The sequence below is a fragment of the Lysobacter olei genome, from assembly GCF_054777355.1.
On record NZ_BAAHAT010000002.1, the window covers coordinates 377,924 to 402,008 of the forward strand.

Sequence of the window (24,085 nt, forward strand, 5' to 3'; positions counted from 1 at the left end):
GCATCGTTGCCTGCAGCGCAGTCGAGCGATAACGCAAAATCAAAGACTTGCGTTTTTGGAGTGTTTGGCACGCCCCTTGCTCTATTCCACGTGAGCCGCCTAATGCGGCCCTGACATCCGATCCCCAGCCGAGGCCACCCCATGTCGTTCGAAAACGTCGAAAAGCTGATCAAGGACCACAAGGTCGAATTCATCGACCTGCGTTTCACCGACATGCGCGGTGTGTGGCACCACGTGACCTTCCCGAAGTCGGTGGTGGAGCCGAGCCTGTTCGAGGACGGCAAGATGTTCGACGGCAGCTCGATCGGCGGCTGGCGCGGCATCCACCAGTCGGACATGGTGCTGCTGCCCGACGCCGGCACCGCGTTCCTGGACCCGTTCACCGCCGACCCAACGCTGGTGCTGACCTGTGACGTGCTCGACCCGACCACCATGCAGGCCTACGAGCGTGACCCGCGCGGCATCGCCAAGCGCGCCGAGTCGTTCCTCAAGTCCAGCGGCATCGCCGAGCAGGCGTTCTTCGGCCCGGAGCCGGAGTTCTTCATCTTCGACAGCGTGCGCTACGCCAACGACATGGGCCACACCTTCTTCCACGTGGACTCGGAAGAGGCGGCGTGGAACTCGGGCCGTGAGTACGAAGGCGGCAACACCGGCTACCGTCCGGGCGTGAAGGGCGGCTACTTCCCGGTGGCCCCGCTGGACACGCTGCACGACATCCGCGCCGAGATGTGCAAGACGCTCGAAGCTGTCGGCATCGAGGTCGAGGTGCACCACCACGAAGTGGCCAACGCCGGCCAGTGCGAAATCGGCACCAAGTTCAGCTCGCTGACCCGCAAGGCCGACGAGCTGCAGATGCTCAAGTACATCGTCAAGAACGTCGCCTACCGCAACGGCAAGACCGCGACCTTCATGCCCAAGCCGCTGGTCGGCGACAACGGCAGCGGCATGCACGTGCACCAGTCGCTGGCCAAGGGCGGCGTCAACCTGTTCAACGGTGACGGCTACGGCGGCCTGTCGCAGATGGCGCTGTGGTACATCGGCGGCGTGTTCAAGCATGCGCGTGCGATCAACGCGTTCGCCAACTCGGCCACCAACTCGTACAAGCGCCTGGTGCCAGGCTACGAAGCGCCGGTGATGCTGGCCTACTCGGCCTCCAACCGCTCCGCCTCGTGCCGCATCCCGTACGTGGCCAACCCGAAGGCACGCCGCATCGAGTTCCGCTTCCCGGATCCGGTGAACTCCGGCTACCTGACCTTTGCCGCGCTGATGATGGCCGGCCTGGACGGCATCCGTAACCAGATCGACCCGGGTGCGCCGAGCGACAAGGACCTGTACGACCTGCCGCCGGAAGAAGAGAAGAACATCCCGACCGTGTGCCACTCGCTGGACCAGGCGCTGGACGCGCTGGACAAGGACCGCGAGTTCCTCACCGCCGGCGGCGTGTTCACCAACGACTTCATCGATGCCTACATCGGCCTGAAGATGAAGGAAGTGCAGCAGTTCCGCGCCGCGGTGCACCCGCTGGAATACCAGCTGTACTACACGATCTGACGCGACTGACGCCGCGCCTCCCCGTGGGGCGCGGCGCGGCAGGACGCCGCACGCCGTAGCGACAGCGGCACCGCTTCACCCAGCACCACACAACAAGCTGCACCCCGGCGCGACCTGCCTGAGCAGGCGCGCACGGGCGCGGCGCGGGGAGACTCGTGCCGGAAAAACGTAATACGCCACACCGAGTGCATAACCAGGGAGGGCCTTCCGAGGAGCCTGGTTCATGAAGTCTCGCAACACGACGTCCCGTTCCATCCGTTCGCGTCTCGCTGCCTTCGGCAGCAAGAACGCCCGTGCCACTCGCGTTGCCGCCATCGTGTTCGCTGCCATGGGGATGGCACCCGTGCACGCCGGTGTGTCCGGCTCGGCCGCGCTGACCAGCGATTACGTCTTCCGCGGCGTGTCGCAGACCAACGGCGATCCGGCCGTGCAGGCGGGCGTGGAATACGCCGCCGACAGCGGCGTCTACGCCGGCACCTGGGGCAGCAACGTCAGCTGGCTGTCGGACTACAGCGCCGCCGGCGTCTCCGTCTCCAACAGCCTGGAGCTGGACGCCTACGCCGGCTACCGCGGCAAGCTGGGCGAACGCGTCAGCTATGACGTCGGCGCGCTGTATTACTGGTATCCGGGCGACTATCCGGCCGGCTTCAACAGCCCCGACACCGGCGAGGTCTACGCCGGCCTGACCGTGGCCGCGACCGACGCGCTGTCGCTGGGCGCCAAGTATTCGCATGCGGTCACCGACCTGTTCGGCTACGTCGACTCCGACGGCAGCGGCTACCTCGACGTCAACGCAACCTACGCACTGGGCGGTGGCTGGTCGCTGGCCGCGCACGGCGGCAAGCAGTGGATCGAAGGCAACGAGGCCTACGAGTACACCGACTGGAAGCTGGGCGTGAGCAAGGCCTTCGACAACGGTTTTGCGCTGGGCCTGGCCTACACCGACACCGATGCCAACGAGGCGCTCTACACCAACGCCTATGGCAACGACATCGCCGGCAGCACGGTGGCGTTGTCGGTCAGCAAGGGGTTCTGACGCATGCGCACTCGCGATCACTTTCTCTGGCCAGTCGAGCAATGCGCAACCGCACACGCATGGTTGCGTGAGGCGCAGGCACCGGCATACGCAACCGTCGACAGGGCGCACAGGGCCACGTACCACGCACTCGACCACACCTTCCAAGGGGGCAAGCGATGAAGCTCATCACCGCCATCATCCGGCCGTTCAAGCTCGACGAGGTGCGCGAAGCACTCGCCGAAGTGGGCGTGTCCGGCATCACCGTCACCGAAGTCAAAGGCTTCGGCCGGCAGAAGGGCCACACCGAGCTGTACCGCGGCGCCGAGTACGTCGTCGACTTCCTGCCCAAGCTGAAACTGGAGTGCGCGGTCGCCGACGCGATGCTCGACGCGGCGCTGGAAGCGGTACAGAACGCCGCGAAGAGCGGCAAGGTCGGTGACGGCAAGATCTTTGTCACCTCCATCGAACGCACGATCCGCATCCGCACGGGCGAGATCGACGAAGACGCGCTGTGAACCGGGGGATTGCACGATGACGAGTACCGAAAGAATGACTCCGGCCGTGGTGCGAACCACGCCCGCCGGCCACGTAACAACCAACCGTCTGGCACACGCTGTCTGGGGAGCGGCGGTGCTGGGTGCGCTGGCGGCATCGCTGCCGGCGCATGCGCAGGACGCCGTGGAGGTGGCGCAGGCCGCCACCTCCACGGCCGCGCCGGTGGTGGAGAAGGGCGACGTGGCGTGGATGCTGACCTCCACGCTGCTGGTATTGATGATGGTGGTGCCGGGCTTGGCACTGTTCTACGGCGGCCTGGTCCGCAGCAAGAACGTGCTGTCGGTGCTGATGCAGGTGCTGACCGTGTTCTCGTTGATCGTGCTGCTGTGGGTGGCATACGGCTACTCGCTGGCGTTCGCCGGCGGCAACGCGTTCATCGGCACGCTGGACCGTGTGTTCCTGCTGGGCATCACCAAGGATTCGCTGGCGGCGACGTTCACCGCGGGCGTGTCGATCCCCGAGTATGTGTTCGTGGCGTTCCAGGCGACGTTCGCCGGCATCACCGGGGCGCTGATCGTCGGCGCGTTCGCCGAGCGCATCAAGTTTCGCGCGGTGCTGCTGTTCTCGGTGCTGTGGTTCACCTTCGCCTACCTGCCGATCGCGCACATGGTGTGGTACGCGCCGGATGGGTTCCTGTTCGCCAAGGGCGCGATTGATTTCGCCGGTGGCACGGTTGTGCACATCAACGCTGGCATCGCCGGCCTGGTCGGCGCGTACTTCGTGGGCAAGCGCACCGGCTACGGGCGTGACGCGATCAAACCGCACAACGTGACCTTCACCATGATCGGCGCGTCGCTGCTGTGGGTGGGCTGGTTTGGCTTCAACGCCGGTTCCAACCTTGAGGCGACCTCGGGCGCGGCGCTGGCCTTCATCAACACGCTGGTGGCCACCGCCGCCGCGGCGATCGCGTGGACGCTGGTGGAAGCGGTGCACAAGGGCAAGCCGTCGATGCTCGGCGGGGCCTCGGGCTTGGTCGCGGGCCTGGTCGGCATCACCCCGGCGTGCGGCACCGTGGGGCCGCTGGGCGCGATTGCCATCGGCGCGGTGGCCGGCATCGCCGGGGTGTGGGGCGTGACCGGACTGAAGCGGCTGCTGAGCGCGGACGACTCGCTGGACGTATTCGGTGTGCACGGCGTGGGCGGGATCGTGGGGGCGCTGCTGACCGGCGTGTTCACCGCGCCGTCGCTGGGTGGCACCGGCGCAGCCGACTTCTCCATCGCGCACCAGGTCGGCGTGCAGGCGCTGGGCGTCGGCCTCACCGTGGTGTGGTCGGGCGTGGTGTCGTTGCTCGCCTTCGGCATCGTCAAGGTGCTGGTGGGCCTGAGGGTTCCGGAAGAGGCCGAACGCGAAGGCCTGGACATCACCTCGCACGGCGAATCCGCGTATCAGAACTGATCCACCCAGGGCTGCATCGATCAACGAAGACGGGCTCACCCTCCCCCCGTTTTCGCCTTTGGGCCCGGGCTTCCCGGGCCCCGTTTTTTTCCACCATCCGTGCGTGGCGCGTGGGCATGCGTCGTCGCACGCGTTGAGGGCGTAGCCCAAGGAGTGCCGCCGTGATCAGTTTCCGCGAAGTACTGCCCCACGACACGGCCTTGATCGCGGACTTGTGCCTGCTGCTGCAGGACAGCGTCGCGCGCGGTGCCTCGGTGGGGTTCCTGCATCCCGTACGCCTGCACTCGGCCGCCGAGTACTGGCATGGCGTGATGCGCACCCTCGGACCTGCCCAGCGCATGTGGGTGGCCCAGCACGGCACGCGTGCCGTCGGCAGCGTGCAGCTGGCGCTGTGCGAGCGCGAGAATGGGCGGCACCGTGCCGAAGTGCAGAAGCTGCTGGTGCTAGGGGGATACCGTCGCCAGGGCATCGGCTCGCGGCTGCTGGATCTGGTCGATGCGTGTGCGGAAGCGGAGGCACGCACGCTGCTCGTGCTCGACACCGAGGCAGGGTCCGAGGCCGAGCAGCTGTACCAGGCGCGCGGCTGGGTTCGCGCCGGCGCCATCCCCGGCTACGCGCGCGGGCCCCAAGGCGCAATGGCGCCGACCGCGTTGTACTTCCGCTGCACGCAACCTTTGGGTTGACCTCGCGATCCGGGCGGACAGGTCGCCGTTGGCCGGTCCGCGGCGATTTGGGCGTTAAGCTGCCCCAGTGTCGCCATTCCGTGCGGCCGAGCCTGGTCCGACCTGCATGGGTACCCTCATCGACCTGAACCAACGACGCCCCCGGAAGACCGGCCCAGTCGCCGACACGCTTTCGGTCACCGCGTTCGGGTTCTGCATCGGGCCCACCTTCGTGCCGTGGCAGGCGGTAACGACGATCCACGCCAGCCGCGTGCAGGCCGGACCGAACGAAGGCGTGGTCCTGGAATTCGCGGCCCACGGTCAGTGCCTGCCGGTGCGTGCGGCCCAGCCGGGGTTCGCCGCGTTGGATGCGGCCATGGTGGCCGCCTTCCCGGACACCGCCGGCTGGCGCGAGGAGCTGCTGGCGTCGTCGCGCCCCCACGGCCGGACACTGCTCTACCGCAGGCCATGAGCCGAGGGCGGCGCGTCGTTCAGTCGCCGCGTTGTCCGTCCGCCACGAACGCGGCGAATCCGCTGACGAATGCCGCCAATTGACGCTGCACCAGGTCGTTGACCAGCGCGCCTTCGGCGTCGAAGGCTTCGTGTGCGCGCGACACCATCAGGCGGCCGCCGGTCCAATGCTGCGCACCGAGTGTGCGCAACACCGGCAACCAGGCGTTCTGCGAGAGGATGGTCCCGAACCCGCCCGGCGAAGCTCCCAACACCGCCACCGGCCGCCCGCCGAACAGCGCCGGTATCTCGTTGGCCGGGCGCGACAGCCAGTCGATGGCGTTCTTGAACACCCCGGGAATGCCGTTGTTGTACTCGGGCGTTACCAGCATCAGGCCGTCACAGGCCTGCACGCGCGCCTTCAACGCCTGCACCGCCTGCGGGATGCCATCCCGCGCCTCGACGTCGCCGTCGTACAACGGGATGCCGTGCAGCGTGGCGATCTCCAGCGTGACGCCGTCGCCGGCCAACCGCTGCGCCGCGCGCAGCAGCGCGGTGTTGTAGGACTTGCTGCGCAGGCTGCCGGAGATGCCGAGGAGGCGGGTCATGGGGTGGTTCCTGGCCAGTCGGTTACATGGGGCGATGTGTCTACCAACGTCGAGCCGGACCGGCCGGGGTCAGCGCGCCAGTTCAAACACCACGGCGACGCGCTCGGTGTAGTGCACCTCGGGCTGCAGGTAGCGGCTCGCGTGGCGACCGCCGACGCGGCTGCCGGTCAATTCGATCCGGTCCAGCGTCGCGCCATACCCTGAGGCAAAGCCGGAATTGACGCTGTTGATGCTGTAGACCTGACCCAGCCTGGTTCCGAAGGCGCCCGCGAGTCCGGCGGCTTCGTCACGGGCGTCGGCAACCGCCTTGGTCCTGGCCTCCAGCAACAAGGCCTCCTTTCGGCTGGATTCAAAGGTGATCCCCTGGACTTCCTGCACCCCCGCGCTGATCGCGGCGTCGAGGAAGGCCCCCAGCCGGGCAAGCTGGTCGAACCGGAGTTCGATGCGCCGGCTGGCACGGTACTGGATGGGCTTGCGCGACGGCTCGTCGTAATCGGAGTCGTCGGACAGGTCCAGGCTGGCGGCGGTGATGGCTTCCGGCCCCACCCCAAATTCCGGCAGCAATGCCAGCAGGGCCTCCACGCTCTGGTCGACGCGGCGCTTGGCCACGGCCGGGTCACTGTCGCGATGGACCGCACTCAGGGTGATGCGCGCCACGTCCGGCACCGCGGTTACTTTGCCTTCGCCCGACACCACCACATGGGGGCCGTCGGGCAGTGGCGTGCCTGCGCGGGCGACGCCACCGGCGGCAACCGAAGCGCACAGGGCGAGAAAGACCAAAGCGCGGTGCATGCACAACCTCCGTGTCGAGACGATGGATGGCAGCCAGTGTCCACTGCACCGGTTGCCGCGACAACCGGCCGTTACCGCCGTGCCCACCGGCACGGCCCGGCGATCGCCAGCGTCAGAACCACCGTCGACAACAGTTGCGTGCGTGAGGCCGGCGACAGCAGGGTCAGCGCGAAGATCAATGCGAGGATGCCCAATCCGGCCAGGGTCAGGTGCGGAAACCCGGCCATTCGGAACGGCAGGGCCGCGCCCGTGCGGTCGGCGCGGCGGCGCAGCACCCACTGCGAGGCCAGCGTGATCGTCCACACCATCAGGCAGGTGGAACCGACCAGGTTGAGCAGCGCCGGCAACACCTTGTCCGGCCAGCGCAGCTCCAGCGCCGTGGCGGCAAAGCCGAAGGCGACGCTGGCCAGCACTGCCAGCACCGGCACGCGGTGCGTGTTCAACCGCGCCAGTGCGTGCGGTGCATCGCCACGCTGCGCCAGCGAGTAGATCATCCGCGAGGCACCGTACAGGTTCGCGTTGAGCGCCGAGAGCAGTGCCACCACCGCCACCAGCGTGATCGCGGCGGCCGCGCCGGGAATGCGCGCGACCTCCAGCACCGCGGCGAACGGCGACTTCAGCGCCGCGCTGGTCCACGGCACCACCGCGATGATCACTGCCAGCGAGCCGAGGTAGAACACCAGGATGCGCCACGCCACGGTGCGGATCGCACGCGCCAAGCTGCGGCCGGGATGCTCGGACTCGGCCGCGGCGATGGCCACGATCTCGGTGCCGCCAAAGGCGAACACCACCACCAACAGCGCCGCGCCGATGCCGGCCAGGCCCTTCGGCGCGAAACCGCCGTGCGCGGTGAAGTGGGTCCAACCCGGTGGCGTCACCTGCGGCAGCCAGCCCATCAGCAGGGCGATGCCGATGGCGATGAAGGCCAGGATCGCCACCACCTTGACGATGGCGAACCAGAATTCGAACTCGCCGAAGTTGCGCACGCCCAGCAGGTTGATGGCGGTGAAGACCACCATGAAGCCCAGCGACAGCCACGGCACCGGCAACGCGGGCCACAGCGTCGCCAACAACCCCGCCGCGCCCACCGACTCGGCGGCGACCACGATCACCACCTGCAGCCACCACAACCAGCCGACCGTGGCGCCGGCCACCGGACCGAAGGCGTCGGCGGCATACACCGAGAACGCGCCGCTGGCCGGATGCGCGGCGGCCATCTCGCCCAGCGCGTGCATGACGATGATCACCAGCGCGCCGGCAATCAGGTACGACACCAGCACCGCCGGCCCCGCTGCCTGGATGCCCACGCCCGAGCCGAGGAACAGGCCGGCGCCGATCGCCGTGCCCAGTCCCATCATGATCAGCTGCCGCGGTTTGAGCGCGTGCTGCAGCGGCGTGTCGGTCGACGTCGAGGGAGACGCGGGCGCACCGGGCGCGGACAGGTCGGGGCTGGACATCAGGCGGGCGCGCACTCCGGGGCGGATCGGTCGGGGTGCGCCACCATACCGCGGCCGGGGGCAGTTCCGCGCGCGCCGCCCCGTAGGGCTTCACGGCGCGGCCAACCGCGTCGTGAAAGCGGGTGCCTCAGGGCGCCTTGGGCGCGCACACCGGGCTGCCCTTGTCGAACACCACCTTCCACACGCCCGGCGCCTCGCGCCGCCAGATCGAGTTGAAGCGTGCGATGACCTTGCCGGACGGATCGCGCACCGGGCCGGTGCTAAGTGCCAGGGTGCCGGACTCCAGCACCTGCACCTGATCGGGTTCCCACGAGAACGGGGCGTCCGGGCCTTCGTACAGGCGGGCCCACGAGGCGGCCACTGCGCTGCGCCCACGCGTGGCCTGCTCGCCGGAGAAGAACACCGTCTCCTCCGCGAGGAAACCGGCGAAGGCGGCATGGTCGCGGTCGGCCATGGTTTTGGCGAACGCCCGTTCGGCGGCCATGACTTCCGCGTGGGTCGTTGTCAGGTCGGGCGTCGTGGCCGGATGCGCGGCGGTGGGCGTGCCAGCGGCGGGGGCCGCGCGCAGCGGCGTCGCCGTGGCCATGGCGGTGGCGAGCAGGATCAGGGAAGCGGGCTGGGCCGAGCGGAACATGGGGCAGGGGGCGTAGGAGGGGACACCAATACACGCCACGCCGGCGCGCCGCACACGTCCCAAAGGTGAGGGGGACTATCCGCCTGCCGCCGGCCCTAGTGGAGGCGGACGAGCGACGGCCCCAAGGATCGCCGGCCGTGCGGATGCGGCGGCCACGACGCCCGCGTGACCTGGATCAGCGCGCGGACACCGCCGCGCACGTAGCGTCACACCTCGTCCTCCCAACCCTGGATCCGCCATGTCCAACTGCAGCAGCGCCACCGCCAGCCCAGACACGCCCCACCTGTTCGATGCCCGCGGCGTGGCCCGCCGCTTCCGCCACTCGGCCATCTTTGGCGCGCTGGGCGCGCTGTATCCCGGCGAGACGATGCGCTTCGTCAACGACCACGACCCGCTGCCGTTGCTGGGACAGTTGCAGGAGAAATTCGGTGAGCGGCTGAGCATCGCGTACCGCCAACGCGAGCCGGGGGCGGTGGTGATCGACTTCACCGTGGTTTGATCAGTGGGAAAACTTCTTGCGGCGATGACCGGCACGGGGTCGATCTCTACACTTGCGGCACCCCCGCGCCTCGTCCTTTTGGAGATACTGCATGCGCTTGAGTTCCGTCGCCGTGGCCACCTGTCTGGCATTCGCCACCGTGTTGGCATCGCCGTCCGCGGCCGCCACTGAAAAGTACCTGCCGTCGGTCATGCCCAATCCGGCCCCGAGCGAGTCGCTGGCCAACTTCGACCGCGTCGAGGTGTCCCCGGTAACGATTGCCGCACCGTTCGACAAGCACAAGGCCAACATCGCGGCGCGCGACAAGATCCAGACGCACATGGGCAACCGGCTGTCGGCCTGGGTGCTGGCGATGAACACGCGGGCGCAGAAGGGCGCGACGCCTAGGGTGATGGTGGTCGAGCCGGTGATCGAGAAGATCAAGTTCATCGGCACCGGCGCGCGTATTTGGGCCGGCGCATTCGCAGGCAGCTCGCAGGTGCTGATGCGTGTGCGGCTTCTCGACAAGGCGACCGGTGCGGTCGTGGCCGAGCCGCAGTTCTACCAGCGCGCCAACGCGTGGGGCGGCGCGTACTCTGCGGGGGCCACGGACAATGACATGCTCAGCCGTGTCACCGACTTGGTGGCCGGCTACTTGGGCGCCAACCTCGAAGCGTCGGTTGGTGGCCCGACCGGTGGCGAAGGTCTGGAATAACGTTCTCACTGCATTACCCCTGTTCGGGAGGTCCGGCTCTCGCCGGACTTCCAGCTTGGTGTGAGGCAGGACGGCCTGCACTATATTGGTGCAATGACCGCCCCCCTCCCCGAGCTGGACAGCCTGACCACGCCGCTGGCGTGGCTGGACGCCGCGGGAGTCATCGCCGGCTGCAACCAGGCATTCGCGCGCTGGCTGGGCGTCAGCGCGCGGCGGCTGGTGGGATGGCCGCTGGTGGGCCTGGACGGCGGCGACGACCGCCTGGCGTCCGCGCTGGCACGCGTGGCCGGCGAGGAGGGCGCGCCGCTGCGGGTGCGCCGGCTGGGCCTGGGCTTTCCGGATGGCGCGCCGCGCTTCGCCGACCTGTGGCTGAGCCGCCGCGACGATGGCGGCACCTTGGTTGAGGCGCACCCGGTGGACGAGTTCCCCGGCGAGGATCCCGCGCAGCTGCTGCCGTCGGCATTGTCGGCTGCCCTGAAAGGGCTGGCGCACGAGCTCCGCAACCCGCTCGCCGGGGTGAAGGGGGCCGCGCAGCTGCTGGCCCGCCGCGCCGGCGCGCGCGCGGACGACGACGAGCGCGAGTTGCTTGCGCTGATCGACGGCGAAGTCGCGCGCTTGACCGGATTGCTCGACCGCCTGCTCAACCCCGCGCCGCCGCGCGCGCACGCCCCGCTCAACATCCACGCCGTGCTCGAGCGGGTCCTACGCTTGGCCGAGGCCGAGGCCGGCTGGGCCGTGCAGCTGGTGCGCGACTACGACCCCAGCCTGCCGGAGTTCGAAGGCGACGCCGATCGGCTGCAGCAGGCCGTGTGGAACCTGGTGCGCAATGCCATCGAGGCCGGCGCGACCCACGTCACCCTGCGCACCCGCGCAGAACACGGCCTGCGCATCGGCGACGACGTGCACCCCGTCGCCCTGCGCCTGGAAATCAGCGACGACGGCCGGGGCGTGCCCGAAGAACTGGCCGAACGCCTGTTCCTGCCGCTGGTCACTGGCCGCGCCGAAGGCACCGGACTGGGGTTGGCCCTGGCGCAGCAGGTCGCGCGCGAACACCGTGGCACCCTGGTGTATCGCTCGCGCCCCGGGCACACGGTGTTCACCCTGCACCTGCCGATGAAGCTGCCGACGCCGTTGGAGGAGGCGACCGAGCCCTCCGGCTCCAGCGACGAGAACCCGATGGCCGCACCCGCCGAGTCCTCGGGCCCTGACGCGGACGCCCCCGCCAGTCGGCCGCCGCGCGGAGGACGCAAGCCATGACCCCCGCCACGCATGGCCGCATCTGGGTGGTCGACGACGACCGTGGCGTGCGCCTCGTGCTCGCCACGGCGCTGCGCGATGCGGGTTACCACGTCGAGGCCTTCGAGTCCGCCGGTGATGCCTTGGCTGCGCTCGACACGCGCCACGCCCCCGACCTGTTGTTCACCGACGTGCGCATGCCCGGCGACGACGGCCTGGTGCTGCTGGAAAAGCTGAAGGCGCGCCTGCCGCAGCTGCCGGTGGTCGTGATGAGCGCCTACACCGACGTCGCCAGCACCGCCGGCGCGTTCCGCGGCGGCGCACACGAATTCCTGTCCAAGCCGTTCGACCTGGATGAAGCGGTGGCGCTGGCCGCGCAGGCCATCGTCCGTCGCGACGAAAGCGCCGAGCTCGCCGACGCCGATCTGCCGGTCGAACCCGAAGTCACGCCCGACGCGGCCACCACCCTGATCGGCCACACGCCGGCGATGCGCGCGTTGTTCCGCGCCATCGGCCGCCTCGCGCAGGCCCCGTTGTCGGTGCTGATCACCGGCGAAACCGGCACCGGCAAGGAACTGGTCGCGCGTGCACTGCACCGCGAATCGCCGCGCGCCGACGGCCCGTACGTCGCGCTCAACACCGCCGCGATTCCCGCCGAGCTGCTGGAATCGGAGCTGTTCGGCCACGAGGCCGGCGCGTTCACGGGCGCGAACAAGCGCCACATCGGCCGCTTCGAACAGGCGCACCGCGGCACGCTGTTTCTCGACGAAATCGGCGACATGCCGCTGCCCCTGCAGACCCGCCTGCTGCGCGTGCTGGCCGAAGGCGAGTTCTTCCGCGTCGGCGGCCGCGAGCTGATCCGCGTCGACGTGCGTGTGATCGCCGCCACCCACCAGGACCTCGAAGCCCTGGTCGCCGCCGGCCGCTTCCGCGCCGACCTGCTGCATCGTCTGGACGTGGTGCGACTGCGCCTGCCGCCCCTGCGCGAACGTCGCGAGGACATTCCGCTGCTGGCCGAGCGCTTCCTCGCCCTGGCGGCGGCGAAGTTCGACGCACCGGCCAAGCGCCTGGCCAAGCCGGCGCTCGCAGCGCTGATGGCGCACGCCTGGCCGGGCAACGTGCGCGAGCTGGAAAACGTGTGCTGGCGCCTGTCCGCCTTGGCCCCAGGCGAAACCATCACCCGCGCCGACGTGGACGCCGCGTTCGGAGGCGCAGGGTTTGTCGACGCGGGCGCGGGCGTCCACACCGGGGAGCGTTCCGCCGCGGCGGAGCGAGGCATGCCCGCGTCCCCGACAGAAGGCGCGGGCGAGGCCGCCGCATGGCTCGACCCACTGGCCGCCTGGGCCCGCACCCAACTCGCGTCCCACGCCGACACCATCCACGCCCGCGCGTCCGCGCTGCTGGACCGCACCCTGCTGGCTGCCGCGTTGGAGCACACGGGCGGCCACCGCGGTGAAGCCGCGGTCCGGCTTGGACTGGGGCGTAACACCCTGACCCGCAAGCTCGGCCCGGGCCGTCGCGGACCCGCCCCCTCACGAGGAGACATCGAATGAAGCACGTCCTTGCCACCGCCTTCGCCACCAGCCTGTTGGCCGCCTGTGCCAGCACCGCGCCGCAGGGCGCCGCGCGCCAACCGGCCCCCGTTATGGCGACCAGTTCGACCGTGGCCCGCGCGTCCGTCGTGCTGTCCCCGGCGTCGGCCAGCCTGGTCAGCGGCAAATTGAGCCTGATGGCGATGGGCAGCGGCGTGCACCTCACCGGTGAAATCGGAGGGCTCGCCCCGGGCAGCACCCACGCCATCCACATCCACGAGAAGGGCGATTGCAGCGCGGCCGACGCCACCAGCGCCGGCGGCCATTTCAACCCCGCGGCGAAGGCGCACGGCCGCGTGGGGCATGGCGACCACCACGGCGGCGACATGGACAACATCGTCGCCAACGGCGAAGGCGTGGCCACGGTTAACGTGCATGCCGAAGGCGTGGTGATGGGCGGTGGCGCGGCCAATGACGTGATCGGCCGTGCGGTGATCGTGCACGCGTCGGCCGACGATTACGCCACCCAGCCGACCGGCAACGCCGGCGCGCGCGTGGCGTGTGGAGTCATCAAGGTTTCGCCCTGATTTTTTTGAGGTCGCGGGGCGTGGGGGCGATGGCCCCGCAAGTCGCGGCCCGTTATCCGCTTGGTTGCGGGGCCATCACCCCCACGCATGCAACGTGGTCGGGGTGCAGGGCGAAACCCCGGGGCGTGAGCTGGGTTGTCGGATTGCGTGGCAGCCAGCGGCGGTGATTCACCAGTGGTGCAAAATCATTGGATACGAAGAAGGAACGTTCGACGATGAAACTGCGGGTTCGCGAAGCGCATGCCACCGACGTTGAGCTGCTGGCGCAGTGGGCGCAGGCCATGGCGTGGGAAACCGAGCACAAGCGGCTGGACGCGCGCACCGTGCATGCCGGGGTCAGCGCCGGCGTGGCCGACCCGGCCAAGGCCCGCTACTTCATCGCCATGCACGAGGCCGAGGTGGCTGGTCACGAGACCATCGCCGAACCCGTCGGCACGTTGATGCTGACGCGCGAATGGAGCGACTGGCGCAACGGCGACTGGTGGTGGATCCAGAGCGTGTACGTGCCCGAGGCGCATCGCCGCCAAGGCGTCTTCGCCGCGCTCTACCGCCACGTCGAACAACTCGCCCGCGACACCGACGGCGTGGTCGGCCTGCGCCTGTACGTCGAGCGTGACAACGCCACCGCCCACCGCACCTACGAATCACTCGGCATGAAGGACGCCGGCTACAACCTGCTCGAAGCGGAGTTCTGATCGGAAGCGCCACGGCCCATCGCGCCACCTCGGCGCCGTGGCAAAGCGCAACAGGCCGCCGTCAGCGGCAAGAAGGCGCAACGGTCAAACCGTGTTACGCCCACCGAAGCCCGCCAACTCTCCCCTCACCCGCGCGAAGCGCAAACACCCTCAGCCTATCCAGCGAGAGGTGCATGCCCTCGCAACAAAGCGGATAACGGGCCGCGACTTGCGAGGGCATGCACCTCTCGCCCCCACAACGCCTCAGAGCAGCGCTTCCCGCCCCCCCACCGCATCATCGCAGTGCACGAAATTGACGGCCACGCCATGCGCCGCCAGCACCGCCGCGATTTGCCGCTGCCTCGCCTCGAAATGCCGATGCTGCCGGTACTGCCGCTCCCGCCCTTCCTCGGTGTCGTTGGGCATGTCCGCCGCATAGCGCGCATGCCACGCCGCCGGCGTGAACATCGCGATGCGCGCTTCGCCCTGCGCGTAGCGCACCAGCGGCTCCGGCCCCGCATCCAGCCACGCCTCGCCCTCGGGTTCCAGCAGCGCGGTTTCCAGCAGCGGCCACAGCGGCGCCAGCCCGGCGTGCTCGTATTGCATCGCCATCATCGCCGCCAGGTCGTGCACGGTCAGGTAGCGCGCATGCTCCACCGCCAGGCCGAACGCGTCCTGCGCCGCCAGCGCGGTGTCGGCGCCGGCCATGCCGCGTTCCAGCAGTTCGCGCTCGAAGGTGTCGCCCACGCGCGCCACCACGTCGGCCTTGCCGGACAGCACGAACGGCACCAGCCGCAGCGGCCCACCGACGAAATCCGCCGACGGTGACAGCGCACCCGGCAGCTGCTCCTCGTGCGCGCCAAAGGCGATGACCCGGCCGGCGTCCAGCGGTGCGGCGGGGTCGCGCGGCGCGCGCGCGGCCAGTTCGTCCAGCTCACGGTGCAGCGGCCAGCCCGGCCGCAGCAGCTCGATCGGGTCGAAGTGCGCGCCCACGGTCACCAGCTCCAGCGTCGCCGCCTCGGGCGCAAACTTGGCCAGGTCGCGCGCCAACAGCGCGGCCAGCGCGCCCACCTCGGTCGGGGCCAGGCGGTCGCGGGCAACGGGCGCGTCACCGCGCAGTTCCAGCGCGAGCGCCCCCAGCACGTGCAGGGCCGGGGTCGGGGTCGGAGCGGGCTGGGAGGCAACGGACATGGGCTTCCTGGGTAACAATACGGGGGCGTTTGGAAAGCCGCCGGGGCGGCGCTACACTGCGGCCATTATGCCCGTCCGGCCTGACCGCCCCGTTGCGTTCACGCCGGCCGCGCCCACCCCGACGGCCCCGCTCGCCCGTCATCCGCTTGCCGCCATGGCCGCGGGCGACGCCGACGATGGCCCCGGCACGGGCCGGTCCCGGGCGCCCACCCCACTCCTGCCAGCCGAGGTTTCCCGATGCGTCCAGTCCGTCCCGTCGCCGTGTTGGGTGGCGTCCGCATTCCGTTCTGCCGCCAGAACACCGCCTACGCGGACGTCGGCAACCTCGGCATGTCGGTGCGCACGCTCGGCGCCCTGGTCGAGAAGTTCGGCCTGCACGGCCAGCAACTGGGCGAAGTGGCGATGGGCGCAGTGATCAAGCATTCCTCCGACTGGAACCTAGGCCGCGAGGCCGCGCTGTCGTCGGGCCTCTCCCCGCTGACCCCGGGCATCACCCTGCAGCGCGCGTGCGGTACCTCGCTCGACACGATCGTCCACATCGCCAACAAGATCGCCGTCGGCCAGATCGAGGCCGGCATCGGCGGCGGCTCGGACACCACCTCCGACGTGCCGATCGTGTACGGGCAGAAGCTGCGCCGCCGCCTGCTCGCCGCCGCTGCAGCCAAGACGCCGAAGGACAAGCTGGCCGCGTTCAAGGGCTTCAAGCTGGCCGAGCTCAAGCCGGATTTCCCTGGTGTGGCCGAGCCGCGCACCGGCAAGTCGATGGGCGAGCACTGCGAGGACATGGCGAAGGAATGGAACATCGCCCGCGACTCGCAGGACGAGTGGGCGCTGTCCTCGCACCAGAAGCTGGCCGCGGCCTACGAGCGCGGCTTCTTCGACGACCTGGTGGTGAGCTTCCGCGGCGTGTCGCGCGACAACATCCTGCGTGCCGATTCCACGCTGGAGAAGCTGGCCTCGCTGAAGCCGGCGTTCGACAAGACCTCCGGCCGCGGCACGCTGACCGCCGCCAATTCCACGCCGCTGACCGACGGTGCCGCCGCGTGCCTGCTGGCGACGGACGAGTGGGCCGCCGCGCACGGCCATGAAGTGCTGTGCCACCTGCGCGACGCGCACGTCGCCGCGGTCGACTTCGTGCACGGTGAAGGCCTGCTGATGGCCCCGACCGTGGCCGTGGCCGAGATGCTGGCGCGCAACAACCTCACCCTGCAGGACTTCGACTTCTACGAGATCCACGAGGCGTTTGCCGCGCAGGTGCTGTGCACGCTGCGCGCCTGGGAGAGCGAGGAGTACTGCAAGACCCGCCTCGGCCTGTCCGCCGCGATGGGCCGCATCGACCCCGCGAAGATCAACCCGAACGGTTCGTCACTGGCCGCTGGCCACCCGTTCGCCGCGACCGGGGCGCGCATCGTCGCCGCGGCGGCGAAGGAGCTGAAGCAGCGTGGCGGTGGCCGTTGCTTGATCTCCATCTGCACCGCCGGCGGCATGGGCGTGGTGGCGATCCTCGAACGGTGATGGGTGTTGGGGCGGGAGCGTGATGCCCCCGCAAGTCGCGGCCCGTTATCCGCTTGGTTGCGGGGGCATCACGCTCCCGCTCCAGACGTGGGCCGGAGATTTTGAAGCCACTGCCAAGCACCCATCACTCGACGTAGGGTGTTGGGCGTCAGACGCCAAAAGCCGTACCCACGGCGGATCGTTTTTCGCGGAACGATCCACGGGCGTAGCCGTGCAACCTGTGGCTGCTTCCCGCGGCTGCACGTCCCCCAAACTACGACGACCTGTCTGGACAGGGCACAGGGGCGACGCAACCAAGCGGATAACGGGCCGCGACTTGCGGCGCCCCTGTGCCCTGTCGCCCGCGCCCCCTCACGCGCCGCGAAGACGCGGCAGACCGTGCGCGTCACGTTCCTCGATGGCCGCCGCATCGACGATGCGCTGCTGCAGATCGCGGCCATGCAATTCGGTCGGCACCTCGCCACGGGACACCGCTAGCGCATTCGCATAGGCCATGCGCGCCCGCGCATCGTCGCGGGCCTGGGTGAAGCCGTGGCCGAGTTCTTCCCAGGCTTCCGCGCCGGCGCCCTGGGCGATGGCGCGGTGCAGGGTGTCTTCGGCACGCGCCCATTGGCCCATCGCGCGCTGGAATCGCGCCAGCGTCAGCAGCAGCCCGGGGCTGGCGGGATGCGCCTGCAACCAGTGTTCGGCATTGGCCAGGCGATGCTCCACGCGGCCGATCGGCAGGCGACCGTACAGCGCGGCCAGTGACTCGTCCCAGCGCGCGTCCAAGGCCTGCTCGATGGCCCTGGCGGACGCGTCGTCCCAGCGCAGCGCCGCCGCGCGTTCGGCGTAGGCGGTGACCGGCGCCGGCTCGCTGCGCAGTGCCACCGGCAGCGCATCCCAGCGGTCGGCGAGGGCATTGGCGTCGGCGGCTTCGCGCAGGCCGTGGGTCGCCCACTGCGCCTCACACCGCGCCAGCTCCGCGGCGGGCAACGCCTGCTGCTGGCGCAGCGCGCCGAGCAGGCCATAGGCCTCGCCGGCGCGGCCCAGCGCGGCCAGGGCTTGGGCGCGCAAGGCCAGTCCGCGCGGCGGCAGCGGCTGGGCTGCGGGCGCGTCCAACGCGGCCAGCGCCTCCGCCGGGCGGCCATCGGCCAACGCCAGTTCAGCGGTCAGCACCGCGGCACTGGCCGGGTGACCGGCACCCAGGGCGGCCAGGTACGTGGCCATCGCGGGCGCATCGGCGCGCGCATGCGCCGAGCGTGCCGCGGCGGCATGCGCCAGCACGGCCTGGTCGGGATCCTGCGCGGCGTGGGCCAGCGCCTTTTCCGCTTGGCTCCAATGGCCCTGCAGCACCCCGTCCACGCCTTCGGCCAGGCGCTGGCGCAGCAAGCGTTCGCGGCGGCGATGCACGGCGGCAAACGGCAGGCTGGCTAGCTTCCACAGCAGCCACAGCGCCGACAGCGTGGCCGCGCCGATCAGCAGCGCCACCGCGAGCGTGGTGCTGTAGTCCATCCCGCGGTAGCGCACCAGCACGTAGCCGGGGTCCTGTACCAGCACCTGGGCCACCAGTGCGCCGGCCAGCGCCAGCACGAGCCAGAACAGCAGATTGCGGAACAGGGCCATCGGTCCTCCGGGTCAGGGCGCGGCGCGCAACTGGCGCAGTTGCTGCAGTGTGCTGCCCAGGGTTGGAAGCGAAAGTGAAAGCGGCAGTGCGGCCAGTGCCTGCAGGCGGTCGCGTTGCTGGCGCAATGCCGGTGAATCGGGCCACAGCCGGGTCAGCCACAGGTCGGCGCGGCCGATGGCTTGGCGGAAGCCGTCCACATCGCGGCGCTCGACGGCGGCGCGGGCGAGCGACAGTTCCACCTGCAGGCCCAGTTCGGCCTGTCGGCGGTCACTGCCGTGCAGGGCGATGGCGCGGTCGCTGGGCTGCACCTGCACCAGGCTGCCAAACGCGCGCCGCCACCACGGCGCATTCGCCGCCGCGCGCTCGCCGGGGCTCGGCGGCGGCTGGGTCCGCAGTTGCTGGGCGAACGCATCGAGGCGGGCGAGGGCGGTCGCGCGCGGCTCGCTGCCCAGCGCATCCAGCGCGGCACGCTCCTGCACCAGCACCTGGCGCAGGCTGAGGTAGGCCGGGTCGTCCACGCCTTCCAGCACCCCACTGGCGAGCGCATAGGCGCGACGGGCGCCGTCCAGGTCGCCGGCAATCAGCAGGCGTTGCTCGCCCAGCACCAGCAGCAGTTCGGTCTCGTCCAGGCGCAGGGCCTGCGCGCCATGGCGATCGGGATCGGCAAGGCGCGCGATGCTCTCTTCCAGCAGCCCCGCCCGTTGGCCAACACCCAGCAGTTCGTCGCGCAACACCCGGTTGGTGGCATCGGCCTGCTGCAGGCGCTGCAACTGCGCGCGCTGGTCGCGGCGCAGCGCGTCGACGCGCCCGGTCAGGGCATCCAACCGCTCCGCGGTGCCCGCGGCGGCCGCATCCTCATGTGCCGCCTGCGCACGCCACCAGACCCAGCCGCGCCACCCCAACAGGCCCAGCAGGGCCGCCAACAGCAGCCATACCCACATGTGGGAACGGCGGGTGGCAGGGGTGGCAGTAGTCGAAGGCGTGGACACGTGGGCAGGGTCGCACGGGGGAGTGCCGATCATGCTACCGGAAGGCCCACCGCCTGCCCGGCGGCGGCCACCAGCTGGGCGGGCCGCGGGCCGGCCGCACGCGTGACCCGGGTAAACCCGTGGTCGCGGGCGATGGCGGCCAACCGGTCGCTCGCGGCCACGACGGGACAGCCCTGGAGCCGGGCCACGACATCCTCCGGCCACGCGGCCCGCAGGTGCGCGAGCGCTTCGCCGCTGCTCAGCGCGACCACCGCCGGCACGGTCAGGGCGCGCACCGCCTGCACGACCCGCGGGTCCGGGGGCAGCGGCACGCGCTCGTACACATCGGCGCGCAGGATCGTCGCGCCGCGAGCCTCCAGCGCGGGCGCCAATTCACCGCGCCCGCCCGGGGCGGTGACGAGGGCGATGTGTTCGCCGGCCACCGAGGCCAGGCCGGGCAGGTCGAGCAGGCCTTCGGTATCCATCCGTGCGGGCACTTCGATCCGATCCACGCCCACGCGCGACAGCGCGGCCGCCGTCCCGGCCCCCACCGCGAACCACTGCTGGCCCGGACGCCGGCGCAGCGGCTGCAGCGCCGCGGCGGCCTGCGCCGCGGCGGGGCTGGTGACGATCACCCGCGACAGGCCCAACGCGTCGTGCAGGCGCGCCCGTGAGGCCACATCGTCGCGCGGCCGCAGCGCCCACGGCGATGCGGCAATGCAGCCCGCGCCGAACCGCCGCGCGGCCATACGCATTTGGTCGTGCTGGCCGCGGGGCCGCAGCGAGATCACGTACCATCGCGGCGGCGGGCGGAGTGAGCGTGCGTGCATCCGACCAGCTTCGCACAGCCTCGCCGCGGCGGGCAGGCCGGCACCGCTTCCATCCACGCGGCCGCCCCTCGGCGCGACCTCCGCCGCACTCCCCCTCTCCCCCGGTTGTCCCATGTCCCACGCTGAACTGCTGCAACAACTCGAGCACCACTACCAATCCATGCCGCCGGTCGCGGCAATGAACCTCACCATCGGCGGCTACGACGGCACCCGCCTGCGCCTGCACGCCGCCTTGGCCGACCACGTCAACGACAAAGGCTGCGCATTCGGCGGCAGCCTCGCGTCGATGATGACCCTGGCATCGTGGGGCCTGGTGTCGCTCAAGCTGCACGAAGCCGGCATCGACGCCGATGTGTACGTGGCCGACAGCCAGCTGCGCTACCTCGCGCCGCTCTATGCCGACCTGGACGTCACTGCCGAACTCGGTCCCGACGCCGACCTGGACACCTTCCTGTCCACGCTGCGCGAACGCGGCCGCGCGCGCACCCAGCTGGTCGCCCGCGTGCTGACGCCCGAAGGCGTGGTCGCCACCGACTTCACCGCGCGATACGTGGCCATCGTCCGTCCCTGATCGGTGGCGAACCGCTACCATCGGGGCGACACGGGCGGCTCCCGCCCGCGCACAAGGAGTGACGATGCGCCTGTTCCGAATGTTGATGGTGTGCGGCCTGTTGCTGGCCCTGGTAGGTTGCGCCTCGACCAGCCAGCAGGGCGACAAGCTGGACCAGCAGCAGTACGCGTGGTCCGGTGCCATCCGCTGGGGCGAAGTGGAAGGCGCGACCAACCTCATCGACCCCAAGGTCCGCGACGAGCGCCCGGTCACCGATCTGGAACTGGAACGCTGGAAGCACATCCAGGTGACGTCGTACCGGGACATCGGCTCGGACCGCAACCTCGAGAAGGGTGTCGCGGTCCGCGAGATCGACATCGGGGTGATGAACCGCCACACCATGGCCGAGCGCACCGTGCGCTACCGCGAAACCTGGCGCTGGGATGCGGAGGGAAAGGTGTGGTGGCTGACCAGTGGCCTGCCGGATCTGTGGGCGGGGCAGTAAAGGGTTTGCTGACGGGGCGCCGCGCCGTAGGGGCGGAGCTCCTCGGCAAGGCGAGGCAGTCCTGCCCCGCGTTGCCGCCGCGGGCCATCCATGGCCCGCTTTCCGCACCACCCGCACGGCACGACGCCTCAGTCCGTTCCTGCGCGGGGAGGGCGGTGTGACGATTTTTGCGCCCGCGGCGGGGGTAGGCGACAATCGCCGGCCCTGCCTTACCGTGTTGATGCCGTGACCATCGAAGAACTGCTGGCCTTTGCCGGCCGCCACCCCTACCTGTCGATGGGCCTTGTCGGCCTGACCGTCGCGATCATCTTCACCGAGATCTCGGGCCTGTTCCGCGGCTACAAGGTGCTGCGTCCGGCCGAGTTGACGGGGCTGATCAACCGCGACGAGGCGCTGGTCATCGACCTCTCGCCCATCGGTGACTTCGAGAAGGGCCACATCGCCGGTAGCAAGTCGGTGCAGATGAGCCAGTTCGACCCGGAGAGCAAGCTGCTGGCCCCCGCCAAGTCGCGGCCTGTGGTGGTGGTGTGCCGCTCCGGCGTCACCGCCGTGGGCGCGGCCAAGCGCTTGAAGAAGGCCGGCTTCGAGCACGTGTACCTGCTCGATGGCGGCGTCGCCGCCTGGCGCCAGGCCGACCTGCCGTTGGTGAAGGGCCGCGCCTGAGCCGACACGGCGGCGGTACGCGCGCGCCCGCCTGAGCGCGTGCGTCATCGCGGGGACGGCGTTCCGTATCAGGAATGTCACGTGGCGGCCCTTGCGCCGCCACCATTCGCCCCCAGACTGATCCCGAGGCCGCGCGGGGAGCGCGTGCCATAATCGAACCCTTACGCTTACAAGCTGGAGTTGCTCCGATGTCCGAAGAAACCCTGAACGGCGCCGTCGCCGCTGACGAATCCGCCACCGGTCCGGCGTTCACGGTCGAAAAGATCTACGTGAAGGATGTTTCCTTCGAAGTGCCGGGCGCACCGGCCGTGTTCAACGAGCAGACCCAGCCGCAGCTGCAGATGAACCTGCAGCAGAGCGTCCAGCGCCTGAACGACAACGCCTTCGAAGTGGTGCTGGGCGTGACCCTGACCTGCAACGCCGGCGACAAGCCGATGTACCTGGCCGAAGTGAAGCAGGCCGGCGTGTTTGGCCTGTCGGGCTTCGATGCCCAGACCATGGACGCCATGCTCGGCGTGCATTGCCCGAACGTGCTGTACCCGTATGCCCGCGAGACGATCAGCAGCCTGATCCAGGCCGGCGGCTTCCCGCCGTTCTTCCTGCAGCCGATCAACTTCGAGGCGCTGTACGCCGAAGGCCTGCGCCAGCGCGCCGCGCAGCAGGGCCAGGCCGGCCTGGCTGACGCCGAGACCGCCGGCAACGCCTGATCCCGCGCCGCGATGGAAGCGAAAGCTCCCCGCGTTGCGGTACTGGGCGCCGGCTCATGGGGCACGGCGCTCGCGGCCCTGATTGCCCGGCACGGTCATCCGACCGTGCTGTGGGGCCGTGATACGGCCACGATCGACGCGATCGACGGCCGCCACGAGAACCCGCGCTACCTGCCGGGCATCGCCCTGCCGGACACGCTGCGCGCCACCACCGACCTGCCCTCCGCGCTGCAAGCGGCGGACCTGGTGCTGGTGGTGGTGCCGTCGCACGCCTTCGCCGAAACCTTGCGCGCGCTCGCGCCGCACCGCCCGGCGCATGCCGGCGTGGCGTGGGCCACCAAGGGCTTCGAGCCCGGCAGCGGCCGCTTCCTGCACGAGGTTGCCGGCGAAGTGCTGGGCGAGGGCGTGCCGTTGGCGGTGGTCACCGGCCCGTCGTTCGCCAAGGAAGTGGCGCAGGGCCTGCCGACCGCGCTGACCGTGCATTCGGACGACGCCGACTTCGCCCAACAGGTGGCCGAAGTGCTGCACGGCCCGGCGTTCCGCGCCTACACCGGCGACGACATGCTCGGCGCCGAGCTGGGCGGGGCGATGAAGAACGTGCTGGCCGTCGCCACCGGCGTGGCCGACGGCATGCAACTGGGCCTCAACGCCCGTGCCGGCCTGATCACCCGCGGCCTCAACGAGATGTTGCGGCTCAACCACGCCATCGGCGGCAAGGCCGAAACCCTGATGGGTCTGGCCGGCCTCGGCGATCTGGTGCTGACCTGCACCGGCGACCTGTCGCGCAACCGGCGCCTGGGCCTGGCCCTGGGTCGCGGCCAGAGCATCGAGGATGCGGTGCGCGAAATCGGTCAGGTGGTCGAGTCGGTGCAGACCGCCGACGAGGTGATGCGCCAGGCCGACAAGCACGGCATCGAACTGCCGATCTCCAGTGGCGTGCGCGACGTACTGCACGGCGTGACCACGCCCAAGGAAGGCCTGCAGCGACTGCTGGCGCGCGAGCAGAAGCCGGAATACCCCGACAACCTGTTCGACTAGTCGGCCGGTTGGCAGTGGGAAGCGGCTCCTGTGGCGGCTACGCGGCCGCCACGTGCAACCGCCCTGGGTCCTGTCCAAAAGAAGAAAACCCGGCCGAGGCCGGGTTTTCTGTATGGCGGGCGTGGCGCGGCGCCCGTAGACGCCGCCCCCATGCCATCGCGTGCGGCG

25 protein-coding genes and 1 pseudogene are annotated in these 24,085 nt (G+C 70.1%); 18 read left to right on the top strand and 8 right to left on the bottom strand.

All coding sequences use genetic code 11. The annotated features are described in order from the left end of the window. Positions 1 to 141: 141 nt before the first annotated feature. The 6 genes from glnA to ACYVBS_RS04365 all read left to right on the top strand — a co-directional run bounded on the left by glnA (position 142) and on the right by ACYVBS_RS04365 (position 5,653). Positions 142 to 1,551: a type I glutamate--ammonia ligase gene (gene glnA, locus ACYVBS_RS04340; RefSeq protein ID WP_460822024.1), complete on the top strand. Its 1,410-nt coding sequence runs from the start codon at positions 142 to 144 to the stop codon at positions 1,549 to 1,551. A gap of 223 nt (positions 1,552 to 1,774) precedes the next feature. After that, on the top strand, positions 1,775 to 2,587 hold the full coding sequence (locus tag ACYVBS_RS04345; protein ID WP_460822025.1) for a TorF family putative porin: 813 nt from the start codon (positions 1,775 to 1,777) through the stop codon (positions 2,585 to 2,587). A 158-nt stretch (positions 2,588 to 2,745) separates the two neighbouring features. Next, positions 2,746 to 3,084 (top strand): P-II family nitrogen regulator, encoded by a 339-nt coding sequence (locus tag ACYVBS_RS04350; RefSeq protein WP_036137985.1) that lies wholly within the window; start codon positions 2,746 to 2,748, stop codon positions 3,082 to 3,084. A gap of 34 nt (positions 3,085 to 3,118) precedes the next feature. Further along, positions 3,119 to 4,519, top strand: coding sequence for an ammonium transporter (locus ACYVBS_RS04355; RefSeq protein ID WP_460822181.1), 1,401 nt, complete (start codon positions 3,119 to 3,121; stop codon positions 4,517 to 4,519). Between the two features lie 161 nt (positions 4,520 to 4,680). Next, the gene (locus ACYVBS_RS04360) at positions 4,681 to 5,202 is read left to right on the top strand and encodes a GNAT family N-acetyltransferase (protein WP_460822026.1); all 522 of its coding nucleotides are present in this window, start codon (positions 4,681 to 4,683) and stop codon (positions 5,200 to 5,202) included. A gap of 106 nt (positions 5,203 to 5,308) precedes the next feature. Then, positions 5,309 to 5,653, top strand: a complete 345-nt coding sequence (locus tag ACYVBS_RS04365) for a hypothetical protein (RefSeq protein ID WP_460822027.1) — start codon at positions 5,309 to 5,311, stop codon at positions 5,651 to 5,653. A 19-nt stretch (positions 5,654 to 5,672) separates the two neighbouring features. Here the strand turns inward: ACYVBS_RS04365 and ACYVBS_RS04370 are convergent, their stop codons facing one another. The 4 genes from ACYVBS_RS04370 to ACYVBS_RS04385 all read right to left on the bottom strand — a co-directional run bounded on the left by ACYVBS_RS04370 (position 5,673) and on the right by ACYVBS_RS04385 (position 9,122). Beyond that, a complete protein-coding gene (locus ACYVBS_RS04370) occupies positions 5,673 to 6,239 on the bottom strand; it encodes an NADPH-dependent FMN reductase (protein ID WP_460822028.1) in 567 nt (188 codons plus the stop codon). A 69-nt stretch (positions 6,240 to 6,308) separates the two neighbouring features. Continuing rightward, positions 6,309 to 7,031: an SIMPL domain-containing protein gene (locus ACYVBS_RS04375; protein WP_460822029.1), complete on the bottom strand. Its 723-nt coding sequence runs from the start codon at positions 7,029 to 7,031 to the stop codon at positions 6,309 to 6,311. Between the two features lie 71 nt (positions 7,032 to 7,102). Beyond that, a complete protein-coding gene (locus ACYVBS_RS04380) occupies positions 7,103 to 8,488 on the bottom strand; it encodes an amino acid permease (protein WP_460822030.1) in 1,386 nt (461 codons plus the stop codon). Between the two features lie 127 nt (positions 8,489 to 8,615). Then, positions 8,616 to 9,122 carry a YybH family protein gene (locus tag ACYVBS_RS04385; RefSeq protein WP_460822031.1) on the bottom strand — a complete coding sequence of 169 codons (507 nt, stop codon included), beginning with the start codon at positions 9,120 to 9,122 and terminating at the stop codon, positions 8,616 to 8,618. A 238-nt stretch (positions 9,123 to 9,360) separates the two neighbouring features. On the opposite strand from ACYVBS_RS04385, the gene ACYVBS_RS04390 reads away from it, so the two are divergent. The 6 genes and pseudogenes from ACYVBS_RS04390 (at position 9,361) to ACYVBS_RS04415 (ending at position 14,365) form a co-directional block, all read left to right on the top strand. Continuing rightward, positions 9,361 to 9,621: a DUF2249 domain-containing protein gene (locus tag ACYVBS_RS04390; protein ID WP_460822033.1), complete on the top strand. Its 261-nt coding sequence runs from the start codon at positions 9,361 to 9,363 to the stop codon at positions 9,619 to 9,621. A gap of 91 nt (positions 9,622 to 9,712) precedes the next feature. After that, positions 9,713 to 10,315 (top strand): hypothetical protein, encoded by a 603-nt coding sequence (locus ACYVBS_RS04395; protein ID WP_460822035.1) that lies wholly within the window; start codon positions 9,713 to 9,715, stop codon positions 10,313 to 10,315. Between the two features lie 93 nt (positions 10,316 to 10,408). Next, positions 10,409 to 11,458, top strand: a pseudogene (locus ACYVBS_RS04400) (two-component system sensor histidine kinase NtrB); the annotation flags it as partial. Positions 11,459 to 11,568: 110 nt separating this feature from the next. Next, complete coding sequence (gene ntrC, locus ACYVBS_RS04405; RefSeq protein WP_460822037.1) at positions 11,569 to 13,104, top strand: nitrogen regulation protein NR(I); 1,536 nt, start codon at positions 11,569 to 11,571, stop codon at positions 13,102 to 13,104. Further along, on the top strand, positions 13,101 to 13,670 hold the full coding sequence (locus ACYVBS_RS04410) for a superoxide dismutase family protein (RefSeq protein WP_460822038.1): 570 nt from the start codon (positions 13,101 to 13,103) through the stop codon (positions 13,668 to 13,670). Before ntrC ends, ACYVBS_RS04410 begins: the two co-directional genes overlap by 4 nt. A gap of 215 nt (positions 13,671 to 13,885) precedes the next feature. After that, positions 13,886 to 14,365 (top strand): GNAT family N-acetyltransferase, encoded by a 480-nt coding sequence (locus ACYVBS_RS04415; RefSeq protein ID WP_460822040.1) that lies wholly within the window; start codon positions 13,886 to 13,888, stop codon positions 14,363 to 14,365. 243 nt (positions 14,366 to 14,608) lie between these two features. Here the strand turns inward: ACYVBS_RS04415 and ACYVBS_RS04420 are convergent, their stop codons facing one another. After that, on the bottom strand, positions 14,609 to 15,535 hold the full coding sequence (locus ACYVBS_RS04420) for a hypothetical protein (RefSeq protein WP_460822041.1): 927 nt from the start codon (positions 15,533 to 15,535) through the stop codon (positions 14,609 to 14,611). A gap of 237 nt (positions 15,536 to 15,772) precedes the next feature. On the opposite strand from ACYVBS_RS04420, the gene ACYVBS_RS04425 reads away from it, so the two are divergent. Further along, complete coding sequence (locus ACYVBS_RS04425) at positions 15,773 to 17,050, top strand: acetyl-CoA C-acetyltransferase (protein ID WP_460822042.1); 1,278 nt, start codon at positions 15,773 to 15,775, stop codon at positions 17,048 to 17,050. 351 nt (positions 17,051 to 17,401) lie between these two features. Here ACYVBS_RS04425 and ACYVBS_RS04430 read toward each other — a convergent pair whose 3' ends face one another. The 3 genes from ACYVBS_RS04430 to ACYVBS_RS04440 all read right to left on the bottom strand — a co-directional run bounded on the left by ACYVBS_RS04430 (position 17,402) and on the right by ACYVBS_RS04440 (position 20,379). Next, positions 17,402 to 18,655 carry a heme biosynthesis HemY N-terminal domain-containing protein gene (locus ACYVBS_RS04430; protein WP_460822043.1) on the bottom strand — a complete coding sequence of 418 codons (1,254 nt, stop codon included), beginning with the start codon at positions 18,653 to 18,655 and terminating at the stop codon, positions 17,402 to 17,404. 12 nt (positions 18,656 to 18,667) lie between these two features. Next, positions 18,668 to 19,597, bottom strand: coding sequence for a uroporphyrinogen-III C-methyltransferase (locus tag ACYVBS_RS04435; RefSeq protein ID WP_460822044.1), 930 nt, complete (start codon positions 19,595 to 19,597; stop codon positions 18,668 to 18,670). 77 nt (positions 19,598 to 19,674) lie between these two features. After that, positions 19,675 to 20,379, bottom strand: a complete 705-nt coding sequence (locus ACYVBS_RS04440) for a uroporphyrinogen-III synthase (protein ID WP_460822046.1) — start codon at positions 20,377 to 20,379, stop codon at positions 19,675 to 19,677. A gap of 187 nt (positions 20,380 to 20,566) precedes the next feature. Between ACYVBS_RS04440 and ACYVBS_RS04445 the strand changes: the two genes are divergently transcribed. The 5 genes from ACYVBS_RS04445 (at position 20,567) to ACYVBS_RS04465 (ending at position 23,917) form a co-directional block, all read left to right on the top strand. Beyond that, a complete protein-coding gene (locus tag ACYVBS_RS04445; RefSeq protein ID WP_460822048.1) occupies positions 20,567 to 21,025 on the top strand; it encodes a YiiD C-terminal domain-containing protein in 459 nt (152 codons plus the stop codon). 64 nt (positions 21,026 to 21,089) lie between these two features. Further along, positions 21,090 to 21,509: a hypothetical protein gene (locus ACYVBS_RS04450; RefSeq protein ID WP_460822049.1), complete on the top strand. Its 420-nt coding sequence runs from the start codon at positions 21,090 to 21,092 to the stop codon at positions 21,507 to 21,509. Between the two features lie 225 nt (positions 21,510 to 21,734). Then, positions 21,735 to 22,172, top strand: coding sequence for a rhodanese-like domain-containing protein (locus ACYVBS_RS04455; RefSeq protein WP_460822051.1), 438 nt, complete (start codon positions 21,735 to 21,737; stop codon positions 22,170 to 22,172). Positions 22,173 to 22,360: 188 nt separating this feature from the next. Beyond that, positions 22,361 to 22,879 (top strand): protein-export chaperone SecB, encoded by a 519-nt coding sequence (gene secB, locus ACYVBS_RS04460; RefSeq protein ID WP_460822052.1) that lies wholly within the window; start codon positions 22,361 to 22,363, stop codon positions 22,877 to 22,879. Positions 22,880 to 22,891: 12 nt separating this feature from the next. Further along, positions 22,892 to 23,917, top strand: a complete 1,026-nt coding sequence (locus ACYVBS_RS04465; protein WP_460822054.1) for an NAD(P)H-dependent glycerol-3-phosphate dehydrogenase — start codon at positions 22,892 to 22,894, stop codon at positions 23,915 to 23,917. Positions 23,918 to 24,085: the final 168 nt, after the last annotated feature.